At 66.6% G+C, this 14,702-nt stretch carries 13 protein-coding genes and 4 pseudogenes; 10 read left to right on the top strand and 7 right to left on the bottom strand.

Annotated features, from left to right (window positions below; all coding sequences use genetic code 11):
• The first annotated feature begins 63 nt into the window (after positions 1 to 63).
• The 4 genes and pseudogenes from BA175_RS00750 to BA175_RS00735 all read left to right on the top strand — a co-directional run bounded on the left by BA175_RS00750 (position 64) and on the right by BA175_RS00735 (position 3,829).
• Entirely contained in the window at positions 64 to 1,500 is a 1,437-nt protein-coding gene (locus BA175_RS00750; protein WP_069169214.1) for an FAD-binding oxidoreductase, read from the top strand.
• Positions 1,501 to 1,964: 464 nt separating this feature from the next.
• Entirely contained in the window at positions 1,965 to 2,501 is a 537-nt protein-coding gene (locus BA175_RS00745; protein WP_069169213.1) for a hypothetical protein, read from the top strand.
• An 84-nt stretch (positions 2,502 to 2,585) separates the two neighbouring features.
• Positions 2,586 to 3,385 (top strand): annotated as a pseudogene (locus BA175_RS30320) (IS5 family transposase).
• A gap of 66 nt (positions 3,386 to 3,451) precedes the next feature.
• Positions 3,452 to 3,829, top strand: coding sequence for a hypothetical protein (locus tag BA175_RS00735; protein WP_069169211.1), 378 nt, complete (start codon positions 3,452 to 3,454; stop codon positions 3,827 to 3,829).
• A 73-nt stretch (positions 3,830 to 3,902) separates the two neighbouring features.
• Here the strand turns inward: BA175_RS00735 and BA175_RS29140 are convergent.
• Positions 3,903 to 4,254, bottom strand: a pseudogene (locus BA175_RS29140) (type II toxin-antitoxin system death-on-curing family toxin); the annotation flags it as partial.
• 69 nt (positions 4,255 to 4,323) lie between these two features.
• Here BA175_RS29140 and BA175_RS32275 point away from each other — a divergent pair.
• Positions 4,324 to 4,416, top strand: a pseudogene (locus tag BA175_RS32275) (transcriptional regulator); the annotation flags it as partial.
• A 307-nt stretch (positions 4,417 to 4,723) separates the two neighbouring features.
• Here the strand turns inward: BA175_RS32275 and BA175_RS00730 are convergent.
• The gene (locus tag BA175_RS00730) at positions 4,724 to 5,203 is read right to left on the bottom strand and encodes a CGNR zinc finger domain-containing protein (RefSeq protein ID WP_069169210.1); all 480 of its coding nucleotides are present in this window, start codon (positions 5,201 to 5,203) and stop codon (positions 4,724 to 4,726) included.
• A 106-nt stretch (positions 5,204 to 5,309) separates the two neighbouring features.
• On the opposite strand from BA175_RS00730, the gene BA175_RS00725 reads away from it, so the two are divergent.
• The gene (locus BA175_RS00725) at positions 5,310 to 6,176 is read left to right on the top strand and encodes an alpha/beta fold hydrolase (protein WP_069169209.1); all 867 of its coding nucleotides are present in this window, start codon (positions 5,310 to 5,312) and stop codon (positions 6,174 to 6,176) included.
• Between the two features lie 97 nt (positions 6,177 to 6,273).
• Here BA175_RS00725 and BA175_RS31515 read toward each other — a convergent pair.
• Together BA175_RS31515 and BA175_RS00720 are read right to left on the bottom strand one after the other, a co-directional pair.
• Positions 6,274 to 6,659, bottom strand: a pseudogene (locus BA175_RS31515) (ISAzo13-like element transposase-related protein); the annotation flags it as partial.
• 271 nt (positions 6,660 to 6,930) lie between these two features.
• Positions 6,931 to 7,317, bottom strand: coding sequence for a winged helix-turn-helix transcriptional regulator (locus tag BA175_RS00720; protein WP_069169208.1), 387 nt, complete (start codon positions 7,315 to 7,317; stop codon positions 6,931 to 6,933).
• Between the two features lie 112 nt (positions 7,318 to 7,429).
• On the opposite strand from BA175_RS00720, the gene BA175_RS00715 reads away from it, so the two are divergent.
• Positions 7,430 to 7,804 carry a VOC family protein gene (locus BA175_RS00715; protein ID WP_069169207.1) on the top strand — a complete coding sequence of 125 codons (375 nt, stop codon included), beginning with the start codon at positions 7,430 to 7,432 and terminating at the stop codon, positions 7,802 to 7,804.
• Positions 7,805 to 8,176: 372 nt separating this feature from the next.
• Here the strand turns inward: BA175_RS00715 and BA175_RS00710 are convergent, their stop codons facing one another.
• Both BA175_RS00710 and BA175_RS00705 read right to left on the bottom strand, forming a co-directional pair.
• Complete coding sequence (locus BA175_RS00710) at positions 8,177 to 8,569, bottom strand: type II toxin-antitoxin system death-on-curing family toxin (RefSeq protein WP_069169206.1); 393 nt, start codon at positions 8,567 to 8,569, stop codon at positions 8,177 to 8,179.
• Positions 8,566 to 8,760: a ribbon-helix-helix protein, CopG family gene (locus tag BA175_RS00705; RefSeq protein ID WP_069170265.1), complete on the bottom strand. Its 195-nt coding sequence runs from the start codon at positions 8,758 to 8,760 to the stop codon at positions 8,566 to 8,568. Before BA175_RS00705 ends, BA175_RS00710 begins: the two co-directional genes overlap by 4 nt.
• A 595-nt stretch (positions 8,761 to 9,355) precedes the next feature.
• On the opposite strand from BA175_RS00705, the gene BA175_RS32270 reads away from it, so the two are divergent.
• Positions 9,356 to 9,859 (top strand): ATP-binding protein, encoded by a 504-nt coding sequence (locus tag BA175_RS32270; RefSeq protein WP_079159405.1) that lies wholly within the window; start codon positions 9,356 to 9,358, stop codon positions 9,857 to 9,859.
• A gap of 252 nt (positions 9,860 to 10,111) precedes the next feature.
• Positions 10,112 to 12,154 carry an ATP-binding protein gene (locus BA175_RS00695; RefSeq protein WP_069169205.1) on the top strand — a complete coding sequence of 681 codons (2,043 nt, stop codon included), beginning with the start codon at positions 10,112 to 10,114 and terminating at the stop codon, positions 12,152 to 12,154.
• A gap of 204 nt (positions 12,155 to 12,358) precedes the next feature.
• Here the strand turns inward: BA175_RS00695 and BA175_RS29125 are convergent, their stop codons facing one another.
• Positions 12,359 to 12,694, bottom strand: a complete 336-nt coding sequence (locus BA175_RS29125; RefSeq protein WP_079159404.1) for a hypothetical protein — start codon at positions 12,692 to 12,694, stop codon at positions 12,359 to 12,361.
• 199 nt (positions 12,695 to 12,893) lie between these two features.
• Here BA175_RS29125 and BA175_RS00690 point away from each other — a divergent pair, with 199 nt between their 5' ends.
• Entirely contained in the window at positions 12,894 to 14,135 is a 1,242-nt protein-coding gene (locus BA175_RS00690; RefSeq protein ID WP_254667782.1) for a hypothetical protein, read from the top strand.
• Positions 14,136 to 14,702 lie beyond the last annotated feature (567 nt).

The following is a 14,702-nucleotide window of genomic DNA, read 5'->3' as shown; positions in this document are numbered from 1 at the left end:
GGTCTTCCGATCCACGCTGCGCCTTCGACGGCCGCAGCCGATGAGCGACATACAGGAGTGACCATGCAGTCCCCTACGGATGCCCACGTCGCAGTCAGCCCTGCCCTGCTGCACGAGCTGCGGTCCCATGTCCCGGCGGGCCGTGTGCTCGCCGACGGCCCGGAGTACGCACAAGCCTCGACGCTGTTCAACGCGGCGGTGGATATCCGCCCCTCCGTCGTCGTACGGTGCGCGACCACCGCCGACGTGCAGGCCGCAGTACGCGCGTCCCGCAACCACGAGGTACCGCTCTCCGTGCGCGGCGGGGGTCACGACTTCTGGGGCCGGGCGTTCCGTCCCGGGGGGCTGGTCGTCGATCTGACCGACATGCGGGACGTCCGGATCGACAGCGACAACCGGTGCGCCACCGTGGGGGGCGGGGCCCTCTCGTCCGACGTCGTGTCGGCCGCCGAGCGGGTGGGCCTGACGGCCGTCACCGGAACAGCGGGCTCCGTCGGAATGGTCGGCCTCACCCTCGGCGGCGGATACGGCCCCCTGCTCGGGCAGTTCGGGCTCGCGGCCGACAACCTGCTCGGCGCCGAAGTCGTCCTGGCCGACGGCTCACGGGTGACCACCGACGCCGACCATCATCCCGACCTCTTCTGGGCGTTGCGCGGCGGCGGCGGCAACTTCGGTGTCGTGACCTCGGCACGGATCCGGCTGCACCCCGTGCCCATGGTGCTGTCGGGGACCATCCTGTACCCGATCGCCCGGAGCGCCGACGTCCTCACCGACCTCGGGCAGATACTCCAGGACTGCCCGGACGAGCTGACGGTGGACGTCGGGTTCCTTCCCGGCCCGGACGGCGAACCGACGGTCTACGTCGCGCCGACCTGGTCGGGGGATCTCGAGGTGGGGAACGCCGAGAACGGGCCGGTGCGCGCCCTGGCCGGACTCGGTACACCCGTGCTCGCCGAACTGGGACCTGTCGCCCGATCGGCGACGCTGGCCGCGACGGACGCCATGTTCCCACCCGGGCGGATGGGCGCGATCCGCACGCGGACCGTCCGGAGCGTCTCCGGCTCCCTCGCGACCGTCCTGGACCGAGCGGCCCAGGAGTTCACCTCGCCGTTCTCCGCCATCGTGTGGCACCAGTTCCACGGCGCCGCCACGCGTCCACCTCTCGACTCGACGGCTTTCGGCCGGCGCGAACCGCACCTGATGGTCGAGCTGATATCCCTGTGGGAGAGCCGCGGGAGCAACGACCCCGTACGACGCGGCGACGGTGGCTCGCCCCATCTGCGATGGCTGGAAGAGCTTCACACGGCGCTCGAGCCGTTCTCGTTGCCGGGCGGCTACGTGAACTTCCTGGGACCGGAGACTCCCGACCAGGCCGCGCACGCCTACGGGCCGAACACCGCACGCCTGCTCGCCGTGAAGTCCGCGGTCGACCCGGACTCCGTCTTCGCCGCCACGCCGCTCCCCCTCGGGACCACCGACGCCGGCTCCACACCCCTGTGAGGCGTGGGCGATGTCGTCACTTCGACCGTCGGAAGCGTCTTCACGGTCCACAACGCGGCGTCGCCCGCCTGACCACGGTCCGGCCCCGCCCACCCCGGAGGCGGGGTGGGCGGGGCCGGAACGGGCACGCATACCACTCGGTTGAACGGACGGTCTCCTGGCTCGCCGGCTGCCGTCGACTCCACCGCCGATACGAACGCAAGGCCGGGCGCTCCCCCGCCTCAGCCGGGATCGCAGCGACCCTGATCTGCTGTGTTGCAGGCTGACCAAAGGGCGTGATGCTCACTAAGGGCTGTCCCGCAATTCCCGGTGGATCAGCGTGCGGCGTCAGATACGGTGCATCGCAAGGCGGAGGGACGTCCGCATACCGGATGTATGGGGACCTCCCGACGACGCGGCGAGGTGCCGTAGCTGTCGTCGCGCACCCGCCGGGAATTGCGGGACAGCCCTTAGCATCGTCTCCCGTGATCACCGTCGTCGTAACCATCGCGCTGGCGTTCGCCGGCTATGTAGCCACCTACCTGAACGGCTTGCGCCTGTCGCAGCGTCAAGAACGCCTCGCTCGCTTGAATCGGCAGCTCAGCGATTTCTACGGACCGCTGTTCGCCCTCACTGAAGCCAACAGCCGCATCTTCAGCGCGTTCATGGAGCGCAACGCTCGTCCTGACGGCAGGTCCCCCTTCGTGCACGAGACAGCTCCTTCCGAGGAGGAACTTGCCGAGTGGCGCTTGTGGGTGAAGACCGTTTTCCTCCCGAACATTCAGGCGATGCGCGACCTCGTCATCAAACGCGCCGACCTCCTGAGCGAACCAGAGATGCCGCCGATCTTGCTTCAGCTGTGTGCACACGTGTCCGGATACGAGATCACAGCCGCCCGGTGGGAGCAGGGAAACTATGACGAGCACCTGTCAGTGGTGCCCTTCCCCAGTGAGGGGATAGCCGCATACGCGCGGCACGGGTTCGCGAGCTTGAAGCAGCAGCAGGGCCGATTGCTCGGGTGACGGCAGGACAACTGACCAAGAGCACAACGACCTCTGAAACGTCGTTGCAGTTGGGGTCATCGGTGGTGTGCGGACGTGACGACCATGGAACGCTTCGTACCCGAGGGACTGTGGCAACCGTTCGAGCGGGTGGTGCCCGTGGCACCGGTGCGGCCACAAGGCGGCGGAAGGGGACGCTACGGAGACCGGGAGGCTCTGGCCGCCATTCTGTTCGTGGTCTCCTCAGGCTGGACCTGGCGGCGGACCCCGGAAGCGTTCGGGCCGTTGTGGTCAACGGTATACCGGCGCTTCACCGAGTGGATCCAGGCGCGCGTACGGGCCGAACTCCACCGCCTAGTGCTGGACGAGCTCGGCGCCAACGGCGAGCTGGACCGGTCGCGGTGCGCGATCGACTCGGTGAACATGCAGGCGATGAAAGCAGGGACCGGGACCTGACAGGCCCGAATCCTGTGGACCGAGGCACGAAAGGCTCGGAGATCCACTTGGTCACAGAACGATCCGGTCTGCCTCTCTCGAACGGGATCTCCGCCGCCAACACCGACGACAGCCTGGGACTTGAAGCCCTGGTATGCGGGATTCGCCGGTCCGATACCGCTGCGGTCCCCGACGGCGTAGGCCCGCCGAGCTCCATGCGGACAAGGGCTACGACCACGACCACCTGCGGCAACGGCTCCGAGCTCGCCATATCATCCCGCGCATTGCCCGCAGGGGCGTCGCGTCCTCGGCCCGACTGGGACGGCACCGGTGGACGGTCGAGCGGACCGTGAGCTGGCTGGGCGGATTCCACCGCCTGCACCGGCGCTGTACACGCAAATCCCGAGCGCTTCCTCGCCTTCGCCGGTATCGCCTCAGCGCTCATCTGCTGTCGTCGGCTTCCCACCTGAGGCTCCGAAAGTCTTGCCCTCCGGTCGTCCCTGGTCAGCGACGTCGCCATCGGAGAGTCTGGGGGCATGCTGCTGCCGCTGACCCACGGGAAGACCGAGCTCATCGAGGTCGTCCGCATCACCGATCCCGCCAGGCACATCAGCTCGGGGGACCTGGACGGCGAGACCGCCGAGATCTGGGAGGGAGACCAGGCACAGCAGGCTCTGTCCCTGATCGCCGAGCTACCTGGCAGTGAGTTGTACCGCTGCTTCCTCCCCGGCTGGGGAATCCGGGCGCACAACTCCACCGATCAGCTCTTCGAGATCGCCTTCTGCTTCCGCTGCCACGGTGCCCGCGTCTGGGGGCCGGACCTTCCCATCGAACAACAAGGCCAGACCTTCGACGCGGAGAGCCCTGCCGCCCGTGAACTGCTTCGCCGATTTCGCTCCTGCCTGCCGGGCTGAAGTACAGGTCTCCCACGCCACTGGTGGCCGAACAGCCCACCACGCATGACGCCAAACGCAACGACCTCTGAGGCAGGCACTTGGCGATGACCGGTACATCGACGTCGTTCTGCGCAACTTCCTCGACAAAGGGGCCGGCGATGGCGGCGGGCGACGGAACGGCGCCTGCACCGACTCCGTCGAACCGCTGGAAGACACGCATGGCGAGCCAGGCAGTGCGCTTGTTGCCATCGATCAGCGCGTGATTGCGGGCAACTGAGTGCAGCCGTGCCGCCGCCTGCTCGTCCAGCGTGGGATACAACTCGGCTCCGAACACGTTCGTCCGGGGGTCGCTCGATGGCTGACACCGGAAGTCCCATGTCACGCGCGCTGTCCTCGGCACCGTTGACGGTGCGGGCGATAGCCGGAATCTCGTCAGTGCGCATTTCGGAGGCGGTGTTCCGGGCCCTGTCCAACCCTGCCCGCCGTCAGGTGTTGGTGTGGCTCAGGAGCCGATGAGCTTCCCCGGCCAGGAGCCCGAGGACATCGATATCGGCGTCTGCGTGACCGGCATCCAGCGGCGTGCAGGGCTTGGGCAGTCCGCCACCTCGCAGCACCTCGCGATGCTGCGGCAGGCGGGGCTGGTGATCGCCATCCGACGGAGCAAGTGGACCTACTACCGCCGCGACGAGGCCGACATCGCCGGCCTCCCGGTCACCCTGCGCGACGTGTTCCCGATCCACCGCGACTCCAGGCAGGCCGCCGTCGCGGACCCACGGGCCGGCCGGTCACCTTCGGCCCCGGGCTCTCCGGCCTTTATCGGGCCGCCCGCCGGGAAAGACACCACTCCTCGCCGCCTCCCCGGCTGCTCGGCAGGGTTTCCCGGTCGGTTTCCGCCGGGCCCTTGGAGTCGAGTCAGCGGGTGCGTTCGTAGTGGCGACGTGCCTTCTCGCGGTTACCGCAGACGGCCATCGAGCACCAGCGGGCGCGGTTGGCGCGGCTACGGTCGAGCAGGAACAACTGGCAGGCGTCGTTGGCGCAAGGGCGCAGTCGGCCAGGCATGTCGTGCTCGGTGGCGGCCCAGGCGAGGACCGTCTCCACGGCCAGCCGGGCATGCGGGGGAGTCACGACTGTCCATCGAAGGCCGTCCGCGGTGATCTCAGGAGTCCGATGGACCCCTTCGAGTAGCGGGCCCAACGCGGCGGGCGAACTCTTTCCGTGCACCACGTCCCGCAGGGCGTCCCGCGCCTCGCGCAGCAGCGTCAGTTCCGCGAGGCTGCCGTCGCCGCCGTGCTCCCGTGCCCAGCGTCTGCCCTCGGCCGGGTCGGCGAGCGCGTCCTGTTCTTCTCCGTTGATCAGCGGCCTGCTGTTGAGCAGGTCCAGCAGCACGTCCATGGGGTACCACCACCCTACTAACCAGACTGAATCGCTTGACAGGTTAGTCCACCCCGTGCTCTCGTAGCAAACAACTAACCAGACAAAACACGCGAAGGGGTTAGACATGAGCTCGGTACACCACCGGACCGCCACCGTCGACGGCCATGAGATCTTCTACCGCGAAGCAGGCCCCACCGACGCCCCCGCGATCGTCCTGCTCCACGGCTACCCGACCAGCTCGTTCATGTTCCGCGAACTCATCCCGCTGCTCGCCGACCGCTACCACGTCATCGCGCCCGACCACCTCGGCTTCGGCCACTCCGACGCACCCTCCGTGGCGGAGTTCGACTACACCTTCGACGCCCTCGCCGAACTCACCTCAGGGCTCCTCGACCACCTGGGCCTGGACCGCTACGCCCTCTACGTCCAGGACTACGGCGCCCCCATCGGATGGCGCCTTGCACTCAGGCACCCCGAACGGATCTCCGCCCTCGTGACCCAGAACGGCAACGGCTACGAAGAGGGTTTCGTCGACTCCTTCTGGGCCGCCCTCTGGACCTACGGAGCGAACCCCGGCCCCGACACCGAACCCGCCGTCCGCGCCGCACTCGGCATCGACGCCATCCGCTGGCAGTACGTCCACGGCGTCCCCGACCCCACCCTGGTCAGCCCGGACACCTGGGAACACGACTTCGCCCTCGTCTCCCGCGAAGGCAACAACGAGATCCAGCTCGCGCTCTTCCGCGACTACCGGAACAACCGCCCGCTCTACCCGCTGCTCCACCAGTACCTACGCACCAGCGAAGTCCCCGTGCTCGCCGTCTGGGGCCGCAACGACGAGATCTTCGGCCCGGCCGGCGCCCGCGCCTTCGCCCGCGACGCCAAGGACCCGGAAGTACACCTGATCGACGGCGGACACTTCCTGCTGGAGAGCCACCTCGACGTCGTCGCGGGCTACCTCCGCGGCTTCCTCGGACGCGTGCTGCGGTAGGCGGCGGCCGCGGACCTGAATCGGAGCCTTCGCAAGCCACCCCGCCCGTCCCCGACCCGACTCAGCCGTACGCTCTCCCCAGGCGCGGTGGGGGAGATAGGTGGTCGGCGGCGGTATCCGCCGAGGCACGACGGCCCTGCAGGGTGAGTTCGTCGGTGAGTCTGCAAGTGGACTTCGTCGTCCAGCGATGGCGAGATCAGATCCCCGCGCATGTCGGGCTCGACCAGCGCCAGGAGCGCGGGCCGCTGTTTCGGATCCACCTGGGCCGCACGCCACCCGGCAGCGGACCCGGCGCGGCGGTTCCGCGCCGTTCTCTCACCCGTCCACGCCTTTATGGACCGCGGTCTCGCCGAATTGGGCGGCTGCCCGGATCCTTCCGTCTCCCAGGATCCGGGCTTCCGTCCTCGTCATCCGACGACGCTGCCGCTTGACCAGATGGGAAACAACACGTGCGACCTGCAGGCCGAGTTGAACAACGAACATGCAAGATATGCGCCTACCACGCCGCAAGGCCGAGTGTCGCCCCGAGAGGGCGCCGGATTCCGCCTGCCGGACATTACTGCTTCCTGGTGAAGTCGGCGGTCTCGATCTCGGTGAGGGTGCCGAGCTCGGCCAGGCATTTCAGCGTGGCGCGGATACCTTCGATGTCGGGGTGCGTGTCCTTCTTGGCACGATGACGGGTGCGGCCGAAATCGCGGCCGCAACTCCTGCTTCGCCGCGGACCCGGCCAGGACCGGTCCGGCTGTTCCCACCTTCAGACCGCACGGGCCGAGTCGAATCGGCGCCGAGCCTCCTCGATATGGTCCAGATAGGTGTGGGTCCAGGTGCACAGACCGTTGACCGTGGTGCGCAGCGCCTGGCCGGCTTCGGTGAGGCGGTATTCGACACGTGGTGGCACCACCGGATGAACGGTCCTGTCGACCAGCCCGTCCCGTTCGAGGTGCCGCAGCGTCTGGGACAGCATCTTGTGACTGATGCCTCCGACCTGCGTCTGCAACTCGGTGAACCGCAGGGTGCGATCAGCCAGGACATTGATGAGCAACAACGCCCACTTGTTGGCCACGCTCGCGTAGATCTCACGGGCCAGCGCGCGGGTGAGATCCGTGTCGGCCGACTCACGGCCGGGGTGCTCGGTTACCACGAGGTGCCCCTCTTACGGAAAGGTACGTTCTTCCCGTTCGGATCATACTCTCCTACGGTTAGTCCGTATCTGCTGGAGACTCAGGCAGTCTGAACGGACCCCTGGAGCAACGATGATCCTCAAGACGTACGCCCGCCTCTGGGCCGACGACCTGAGCACGACCCTTCCCCTGCTGGAGCGTCTGACAGGAACGCGTCCGGACCTGCACTTCGCCTTCGATGAGATCGAGCTCGCCGCCATCGGTGACTTCCTGGTCATCGCCGGACCTGCCGAGGAACGCGCTCGCTATGCCCACGCCACGGCCACAGTGATCGTCTCCGACCTGGACCAGGCGCGCGCGGCACTGGACGAGGCGGGCGCCGAGATCACAACGGAGGAGGCGACCAGCGCAACCGGCCGCTTCCTCTACGCCCGTCATCCGGGCGGAGTGGAGGCCGAGTACGTCGAATGGAAGCCGGAGGTGCGGCGTCAGGTACTCGGCGCGTAGGTATCGGCCGACTCCTACGGCGAGGAATGTTCCGGCGGCGGGTCGCGAGGTGATCTCCGCTTCCGGCTGAGGTGGGAGCAAGGCCGCTGGTGAAAGTGAGGTCAGCTGTTGCTTCCTGGCGAAGCTGCCGGTGCCGACCTTGACGAGGAACCCGAGGCGCGTGCTGCCGCCAACCCCGTTGGTACCGGACCGCCGATCACCTTTCTGATGCGGCCACCCATTGCCGTGATCCGTGCAACGGATTGGAAGCACGGTGTCGAGCACGCCCGGCCACGCCCGCGCAACCCACGAAAACCGCAGGTCAGATCCCCTTTGCAGTAAGCTCCAGAATCGCCACGCACTCCACCTGAGGCACCCTTGCCTCCTCGGACGTCAGGAAACGGGGAACCAGGTCGCGAGGCGCTTGGCGATCACCGGCACATCGACGCTGTCCTGCGCGACTGCCTCGACGAACGGGCCGGCCACGGAAGCGGGCGGCGGGACGGCACTCGGGCTGACGCCGTTGAACCGCAGGAAGACACGCATGGCGAGCCAGGCGGTGGGCTTGTTGCCGTCGATCAGCGCGTGGTTGCGGGCGACGGAGTGCAGCAGCGCAGCAGCCTTCTCGTGCAGCGTGGGATACAACTCGGCTCCGAACACGTTCGTCCGGGGTCGCTCGATCGCCGACACCAGAAGGCCCATGTCACGCACACTGTGCTCCGTACCGTTGACCGTACGGGCGATGGCCAGGATTTCGTCGACCTGGATGTAGCGCACGTCGGTCACTTCAGGTAGTCCAGGATCTCCGCATCGCTGTCCATGAGCTCGGCCAGGACGTCGTCGACCCTCAGCTCGGCCCGGTCCTGGGCGTCACGGATGGCCTCAATGGCAAGCTCCTGCTTGCTGCGACCCTCCCGACGAGCCCGCTCAGTGAGCTTCGCGTCAAGGTCGTCGGGGAGTCGAAGTGTCATCGCCACACAGGCATGAAACCAGGTCGGTATCAAGCGGTGCGGTCGGGCCACGATCGGCTCCGGGAGAGTGGACCCAGGCGGCCATGCGCATCGCTACCGCGGAGGCCCGAGGGCTTCCCCCGAGCGTCAAGAATCCCGTAGGAGCCACTGGAGGGCGTCGCCGTTGCAAGCGCCTCGTTTACGAATGCGCAGGTCAGACAGTCCTCAAAGATCGATCGTCCGCTCGAACCGCTACACGGAGAGAAACAGGCCGAATCCCACCAGACCAGCAAAAACGCAGGTCAGGCGCCCTTGTCCGCAGGCTCAAGAATAGCCACGCACTCCACGTGCGACGTCATCGCGAAACATGTGGAACGCAAACGCGTGGAAGTAGCCGCAGGTCAGCACTCCGTGGAGGACATTCTGGTCAAAGCGCTTGCGTGCGTTACGTGCACTGTGTGCGTTGCGTGCGGCTTCTTGACGCACGAGGCACCCAGCGTGCCATTCAAACATTGGGCCCCAGGCAGTCCCTCACGAAACCAGTCCGCCCATCGCACTCCAGCGGCCGTTAGGCGGCAGCTGCTGCCCAGGGCGGCACGACTGCACAGATTAGGCCGCGGCCCTGGCCCCGCACCCGACGCCCGGGTCCTGCTCGATACCCACCCCATCCACGCGAGCGCCGTCGTCGCCACCGTCACCGACCAGATCGCCGCGTCGTCTCCCAGCTGACCGAACGGTACGAACAGCCGCCCGACCGCCCGCCGCCGCTCAACACGGACGCCACCGGACCCGCCTACGTGCACGACGCAACCTCGTCGACAAGGCCACCTGCCATGCCACAAGCCGCATCCAGGTCACCGTCCGGACCCAGGACCAGCACGTCATCCTGTCCGTCCACGGTGCCGGGCCGGGCGTACCCGCCGAGAACGCCGAACGCGTCCTCGAACGCTTCGTCCGGCTCGTCGACGCCCGCTCCCGCGACCGCGGGGGCACCGGGCTGGGCCTGCCCATCGCACGCGAACTCGCCCACCACCAAGGCACCCTTGTCTTCGTCCCCTCCGACACCGGCGCATGCTTCCAACTGCGTCTTCCTCACCCGCCTCCTCGGGCCAAGGACGAGCGCTGAGCCGCGGGCGAAGGTGCGCTCCATCGCGGGAATAGCTTTCGGGGAGTTCCTGTCTCCCGCTCTGTCACCGAATCGGACAGATCCAGAGTTGTCTTGGGGTCAGTCAGGCTCGCTCGGACTACCAAGCCTGCAGATTGCCGATCCGAAAGCGGGCATCGCCGGGAAGCCAATTCCTGGGAGTCTTGGTCGTCCAGCACGCTTTGGGCCATACCCGCGGATAGGGTGGGCGGCCCGGGAGCGAGGAGGAAGACCATGGCGCTGACCACGTCACTGGCCGGCAGGGTCCGGAACACGAGCCTGCCGAAAAGTCATGCCCTGCTGCCGCTCCTGGAGGCCGTCGTCAACGCGATCCAGGCAATCGACGCGCGGTTCGGTGACGATACCGAGTCCGGTCGTCTGAGGATCAGGATCCACCGCAGCCCACAGGAAGCACTCGACTTCAGCCACGTCGGCCCGGGGCGTGCAGCCCTGAAACCCATTGTGGGCTTCACCGTCGAGGACAACGGGGTGGGCTTCACTCCGGAGAACATGACATCGTTCGAGACCTTGGACAGCGACCACAAGGCCGACATGGGCTGCCGCGGCGTGGGGCGCCTGCTCTGGCTGAAGGCGTTCGACAGGGTAACGATTCGCAGCGCCTACGAGGACGAAGCCGGACGCATCGACGGGCGGCAATTCCGCTTCTCCGTCCACGGAGAGGTCGAGTTGGACCCGGAGGCAGAACTGCCCGCCGAGGTCGGCGCGGCCGTGAGCCTCGATGGGTTCAAGAAGCCCTACCAGCAGAGCGGGCTGAAGTCTGTAGAAGCCATCGCCCGTGAGGTATTCGAGCACTGCATCTGGTACTTCCTACGCCCCGGCGGCGCGCCCCACATCATGGTGTCCGACGACGACGGGGCGGTCTCGCTCAACAGCCTCATGAACGACTTCGTCTATTCCGACCTGCAAAGGACTTCGATAGACGTCAAGGGCGAGAGGTTCGACATGGTAAGCCTCCGACTGAAGTCCTCGCCGCGGAATCACGCGCCACGGCTGTACTGGTGCGCTGCGAACCGTGTGGTGCTGGAGGAAAACCTCACCAGCAAGGTGCCCGGACTCTATGGGAGGCTCAAGGACTCGGAGTCCTCCCCGTTCACGTACGTCTGTTATTTGTCCTCAGACTTCCTGGACAGCCACGTGCGCGCCGACCGTACGGCCTTCGACATCAGCGAACAGGCACCGGACACCCCTCTAATCGAGGACGTGTCGATGGACGACATCAGGGAGAGCGCGCTCAAGGAAGTCGAGCGAATCCTCGCCGGACCACTCAGCGCAGCGCGCGAGGAGGGCAAGGCCCGAGTCCACGAATTCGTCAGCAACCGTGCCCCGCGGTACCGGCCCGTACTTTCGCGACTGGAACCGCTCGGCGTGACCGTGGACCCGTCCATCAAGGACCAGGAACTGGAACTGCTGCTCCACAGCAACCTCCAGAAGCTAGAAGCGTCCGCGCTCGCCGAGGGCCACGCGGTCCTGAGCCAAGGAAATTCCGCCCCGCCAGAGGGGTACGACGACCGGTTGGCCCGGTACCTGAATACGGTGACCGACATCAACCAGTCCGATCTGGCCGCCTACGTCTCACGTCGACGGGCGATCCTCGACGTGCTCCAGCGGCTGGTCGAGGTGGACGGCCAAGGCAGGTACAGCAGAGAGGATGCGATCCACTCGCTGCTGATGCCGATGCGGACCGACTCTAATGAGGTCGGCACCGATGCCTCGAACCTGTGGATCATCGACGAGCGGCTCGCGTTCCACGACTACCTCGCCTCGGACAAAACCCTCAAAAGCATGCCGATAACCGGTTCCGATTCGACGAGGGAGCCCGACCTGCTCGCGACCCGGCTCGTCGGCTCGCCGGTCCTGGCCTCGGAGGGGCAATCGCTGCCGCTGCCGTCCATCGTCGTGGTCGAAGTCAAGCGGCCGATGCGCAATGACGCCTCGGAGGACAAGGACCCCATCCAGCAGTGCCTGGACTACGTCAAGCGTGTGCGCGCCGGCGGAGTGAAGACCGCGCTCGGGCGGCCGATTCCCCCTACACGTGAAGCACCTGCCTTCTGCTACGTCCTCGCCGATCTGACGAAGACGATGGTGGACAGATGCGAGTACGCGACTCTGCGGCCCACGCACGACGGCATGGGCTACTTCGGCTTCAACGAACCGCTCAAGGCATACATCGAAGTGGTGAGCTTCGACCGCCTCGTCAACGCCGCTACCGAACGCAACCGGGCGTTTTTCGACAAACTCGGGCTCCCCTCCAGTTGATCAGCCAATGGGGCCCTCCCCTTGGGTGTCGGTTTCAGCCGGTGTTGTTGCCATGGGCAGCGAAGGCAGCCTCCGCGGCCAGCTCATGCAGGACGCTCCCTCGTCGGAGGAGACCAGATGTCTTCCTCGTCCCAGTAGCAGCGCATCCATCTGGTCACCAGGCCATGGTGCCGGGCCAGATGCGCCGCCCTACTCCGCTCTGTCTCATGACTGGGCGATGAATCCTGCCGATCGGTCGAGCTGGAAAGGAGAACCGACCCGGGTTGGATCCCAGCCTTGATCCCGTGCCTCTCGAATGCTGGCAGCAACGTGAGCCGGACGAATGGGCTCCGTCTCGACGCCCACCCAGTTGCTGGGATGGGCCTGACCGCTGTTGACGATCAAGGTCGTGCCCGGCTGGTTGCCGCTGGCCGCTTCAACCGCATAGGTCAGCGGTGTCCAGCAGAGGCCCTGCATGTAGGAGGGCTTCCTGCGGATCCGCCAGCGGTACTCGATCCCGTCAACGGTTACGCGCCGGGAACCCTTCCTGTTCAGCGCCATCTTCGCCTCCTCCGCTGTGGGACTCTGCTCTATCACCGCGGTCGCGAAAAGCAGGTTACGCGCGAACGTACCGAACGTTGTCGCTGACAAGCGCCTCCGGGACTACGGATCGGTTGATCAGCCCATAATCGGAGTCAGTGCCGAGCGACCCGGCACATCGCACCCGCCCCGGGTGCGCTCACCGCGATCGGAGAGCATCTTGAAGAACAGCCCGTTGTGGCGAGTGGTTGACAACGAGAGTGGTAGCCAGTCCCTCGTCAGCACGCCCTCCGAGGCAGTCGCGTTCGTCAACAGCCGGTTCGACACCGATGACGACGACGAGCCGTTCAGCATCACCGAGGTCGGTCCTCTCCTTCCGAAGCCGCTCGGGGTCATCACCGCATGGGCCGCCGAGAAGGACGGCGAGCGAACCGACGGGCGTACTGCCCCGATCACCATCAGGCCGGTTGTGACGGACAACGCCGGCGAGTGCGATGCCGTAGTGCTCTGGCGCGACGTGTACGTCTCCTGGGACCACGACATGTACACCGTCGAGGAGCCGGACAGCTCCGAGTACAGCGAGGCTTACAGCGCTGCCGAGTTGATCGCGATCCTCGACGAGTACGCCGACGACTACGAGCACGCCCCTGAAGGGCCCGACAGCCACAGGTGGCCGAAACCGCAAGAGTTGATTCCCTACGGCGCCCAGGAGTGCGCCAAGCGGTTCGGGCATCTCGACGACGACGCGCTGCTGTGGCTCGCTGCCACCCGCATCACGCTCGCGGTGTGGCGCAACACACCCATCGAGAACTGGCATGCCGGGAAGAGTCCGCTACACGACGGCACAATGATGCGGATCAACACGGCAACCACCCGACTCGTGCGCTCGCTGCTGTCGTTCGACCATGTCGACTGGATCGGTCTCGGTCTCACGATCATCAACCCGTCCCGGGTTCTACCGACCGGGCAGTCTGTTCTCGAGCTCGGGCTGGCCTGCCACAATCCTGACGATCCGGCGCACGAGGCTGATCCGCGCGAAGAACTCGCGGAGATGGCACAGGACGCGATCGCTTGGGGGCGGGCGTACTGCCTTCGCGAGAAGACGTTCGGCCTGCGAACCCTGATCGAATTCTTCTGCGCGTCCGACAACGGCTGGTTTGGAACACCGAGTTGGGGGCGCGTCGTCGATCGGTTCACTACGGCTGTCGACGACCGGGAGAATGCGCGCTGGAACGTGCACCGAGACAAGCCTTGGTTCGACGAGTGGTTCACCAACCGCCCAGCCGACATCGCGGACACCACGGAACTCCGTCGGCTGCTCCATGCCGGGCCCGACCTGCTGTCCGAGGAGGCCGCCGAATGGTGCGTGGATGGTGGCATCGGCTACGTCTGCGGGGACGACCACGCGAACGGCTGCTGGCGGTGCGGCATCCCGCTGGCAACGGAGTCCCCCGACGAGTGAACGTGGGCACTGGCACGCTTTCTTGAAGTGGTAGCCGTAGGTGGACGCGGTGGGCGTCGTGCTCTTGCCGTGGGAACGCGGGGAGGAGAAGGCTTCAAGCCTGCGCTGCTTGCCCCTCTGCCCGATGAAGATCACGGGCACCGGCTTTCATGTCGACAGATGAGCCTCCATCTCCTGATCAACAAAGAGGGCAGTCGGGACGTCGCGATATTCACCCTCCGTCCGATTCTTAAGCGGCACGAAGACCGTGCGGCAGTCCGCACGGTGGGCCATGGCGCTGACCTGCCAACGGATCCTGACGAATCCGGACCGTCGACACTCGGTGGAGAAGGCGAGGGCCTCGCTTGGACGCTGGCCAGTACCTGCCTGCAGATAGACCGCGAGCCGGTAATGCGGCGATATATGCGCGCAATGACGCGCTGACTACCAGGGCCTGCGCGTCGGTGTCTTCGCGGTGGGTCGACGGCCAAGATCAACGGCCGGGAGGCGGGCAGCAGCGGGGTCGTCCGCCGCCTCGAGCGTCTCGGGGCCGGCCCGTTGCGCCCAGGGGAGGAACCGGCTCGCTGG

It is taken from the genome of Streptomyces griseus (assembly GCF_001715295.1).
GTDB classification, from domain to species: Bacteria; Actinomycetota; Actinomycetes; order Streptomycetales; family Streptomycetaceae; genus Streptomyces; species Streptomyces griseus_G.
Note: the sequence above shows the minus strand (reverse complement) of the source record. Positions and strands in the feature narration are given on the sequence as shown.

Coding starts and splice junctions, on each gene's coding strand:
- BA175_RS00750 (WP_069169214.1), top strand. CDS start 64: ATGCAGTCCCCTACGGATGCCCACGTCGCAGTCAGCCCTGCCCTGCTG.
- BA175_RS00735 (WP_069169211.1), top strand. CDS start 3,452: ATGCTGCTGCCGCTGACCCACGGGAAGACCGAGCTCATCGAGGTCGTC.
- BA175_RS00730 (WP_069169210.1), bottom strand. CDS start 5,203: ATGGACGTGCTGCTGGACCTGCTCAACAGCAGGCCGCTGATCAACGGA.
- BA175_RS00725 (WP_069169209.1), top strand. CDS start 5,310: ATGAGCTCGGTACACCACCGGACCGCCACCGTCGACGGCCATGAGATC.
- BA175_RS00715 (WP_069169207.1), top strand. CDS start 7,430: ATGATCCTCAAGACGTACGCCCGCCTCTGGGCCGACGACCTGAGCACG.
- BA175_RS00695 (WP_069169205.1), top strand. CDS start 10,112: ATGGCGCTGACCACGTCACTGGCCGGCAGGGTCCGGAACACGAGCCTG.
- BA175_RS29125 (WP_079159404.1), bottom strand. CDS start 12,694: ATGGCGCTGAACAGGAAGGGTTCCCGGCGCGTAACCGTTGACGGGATC.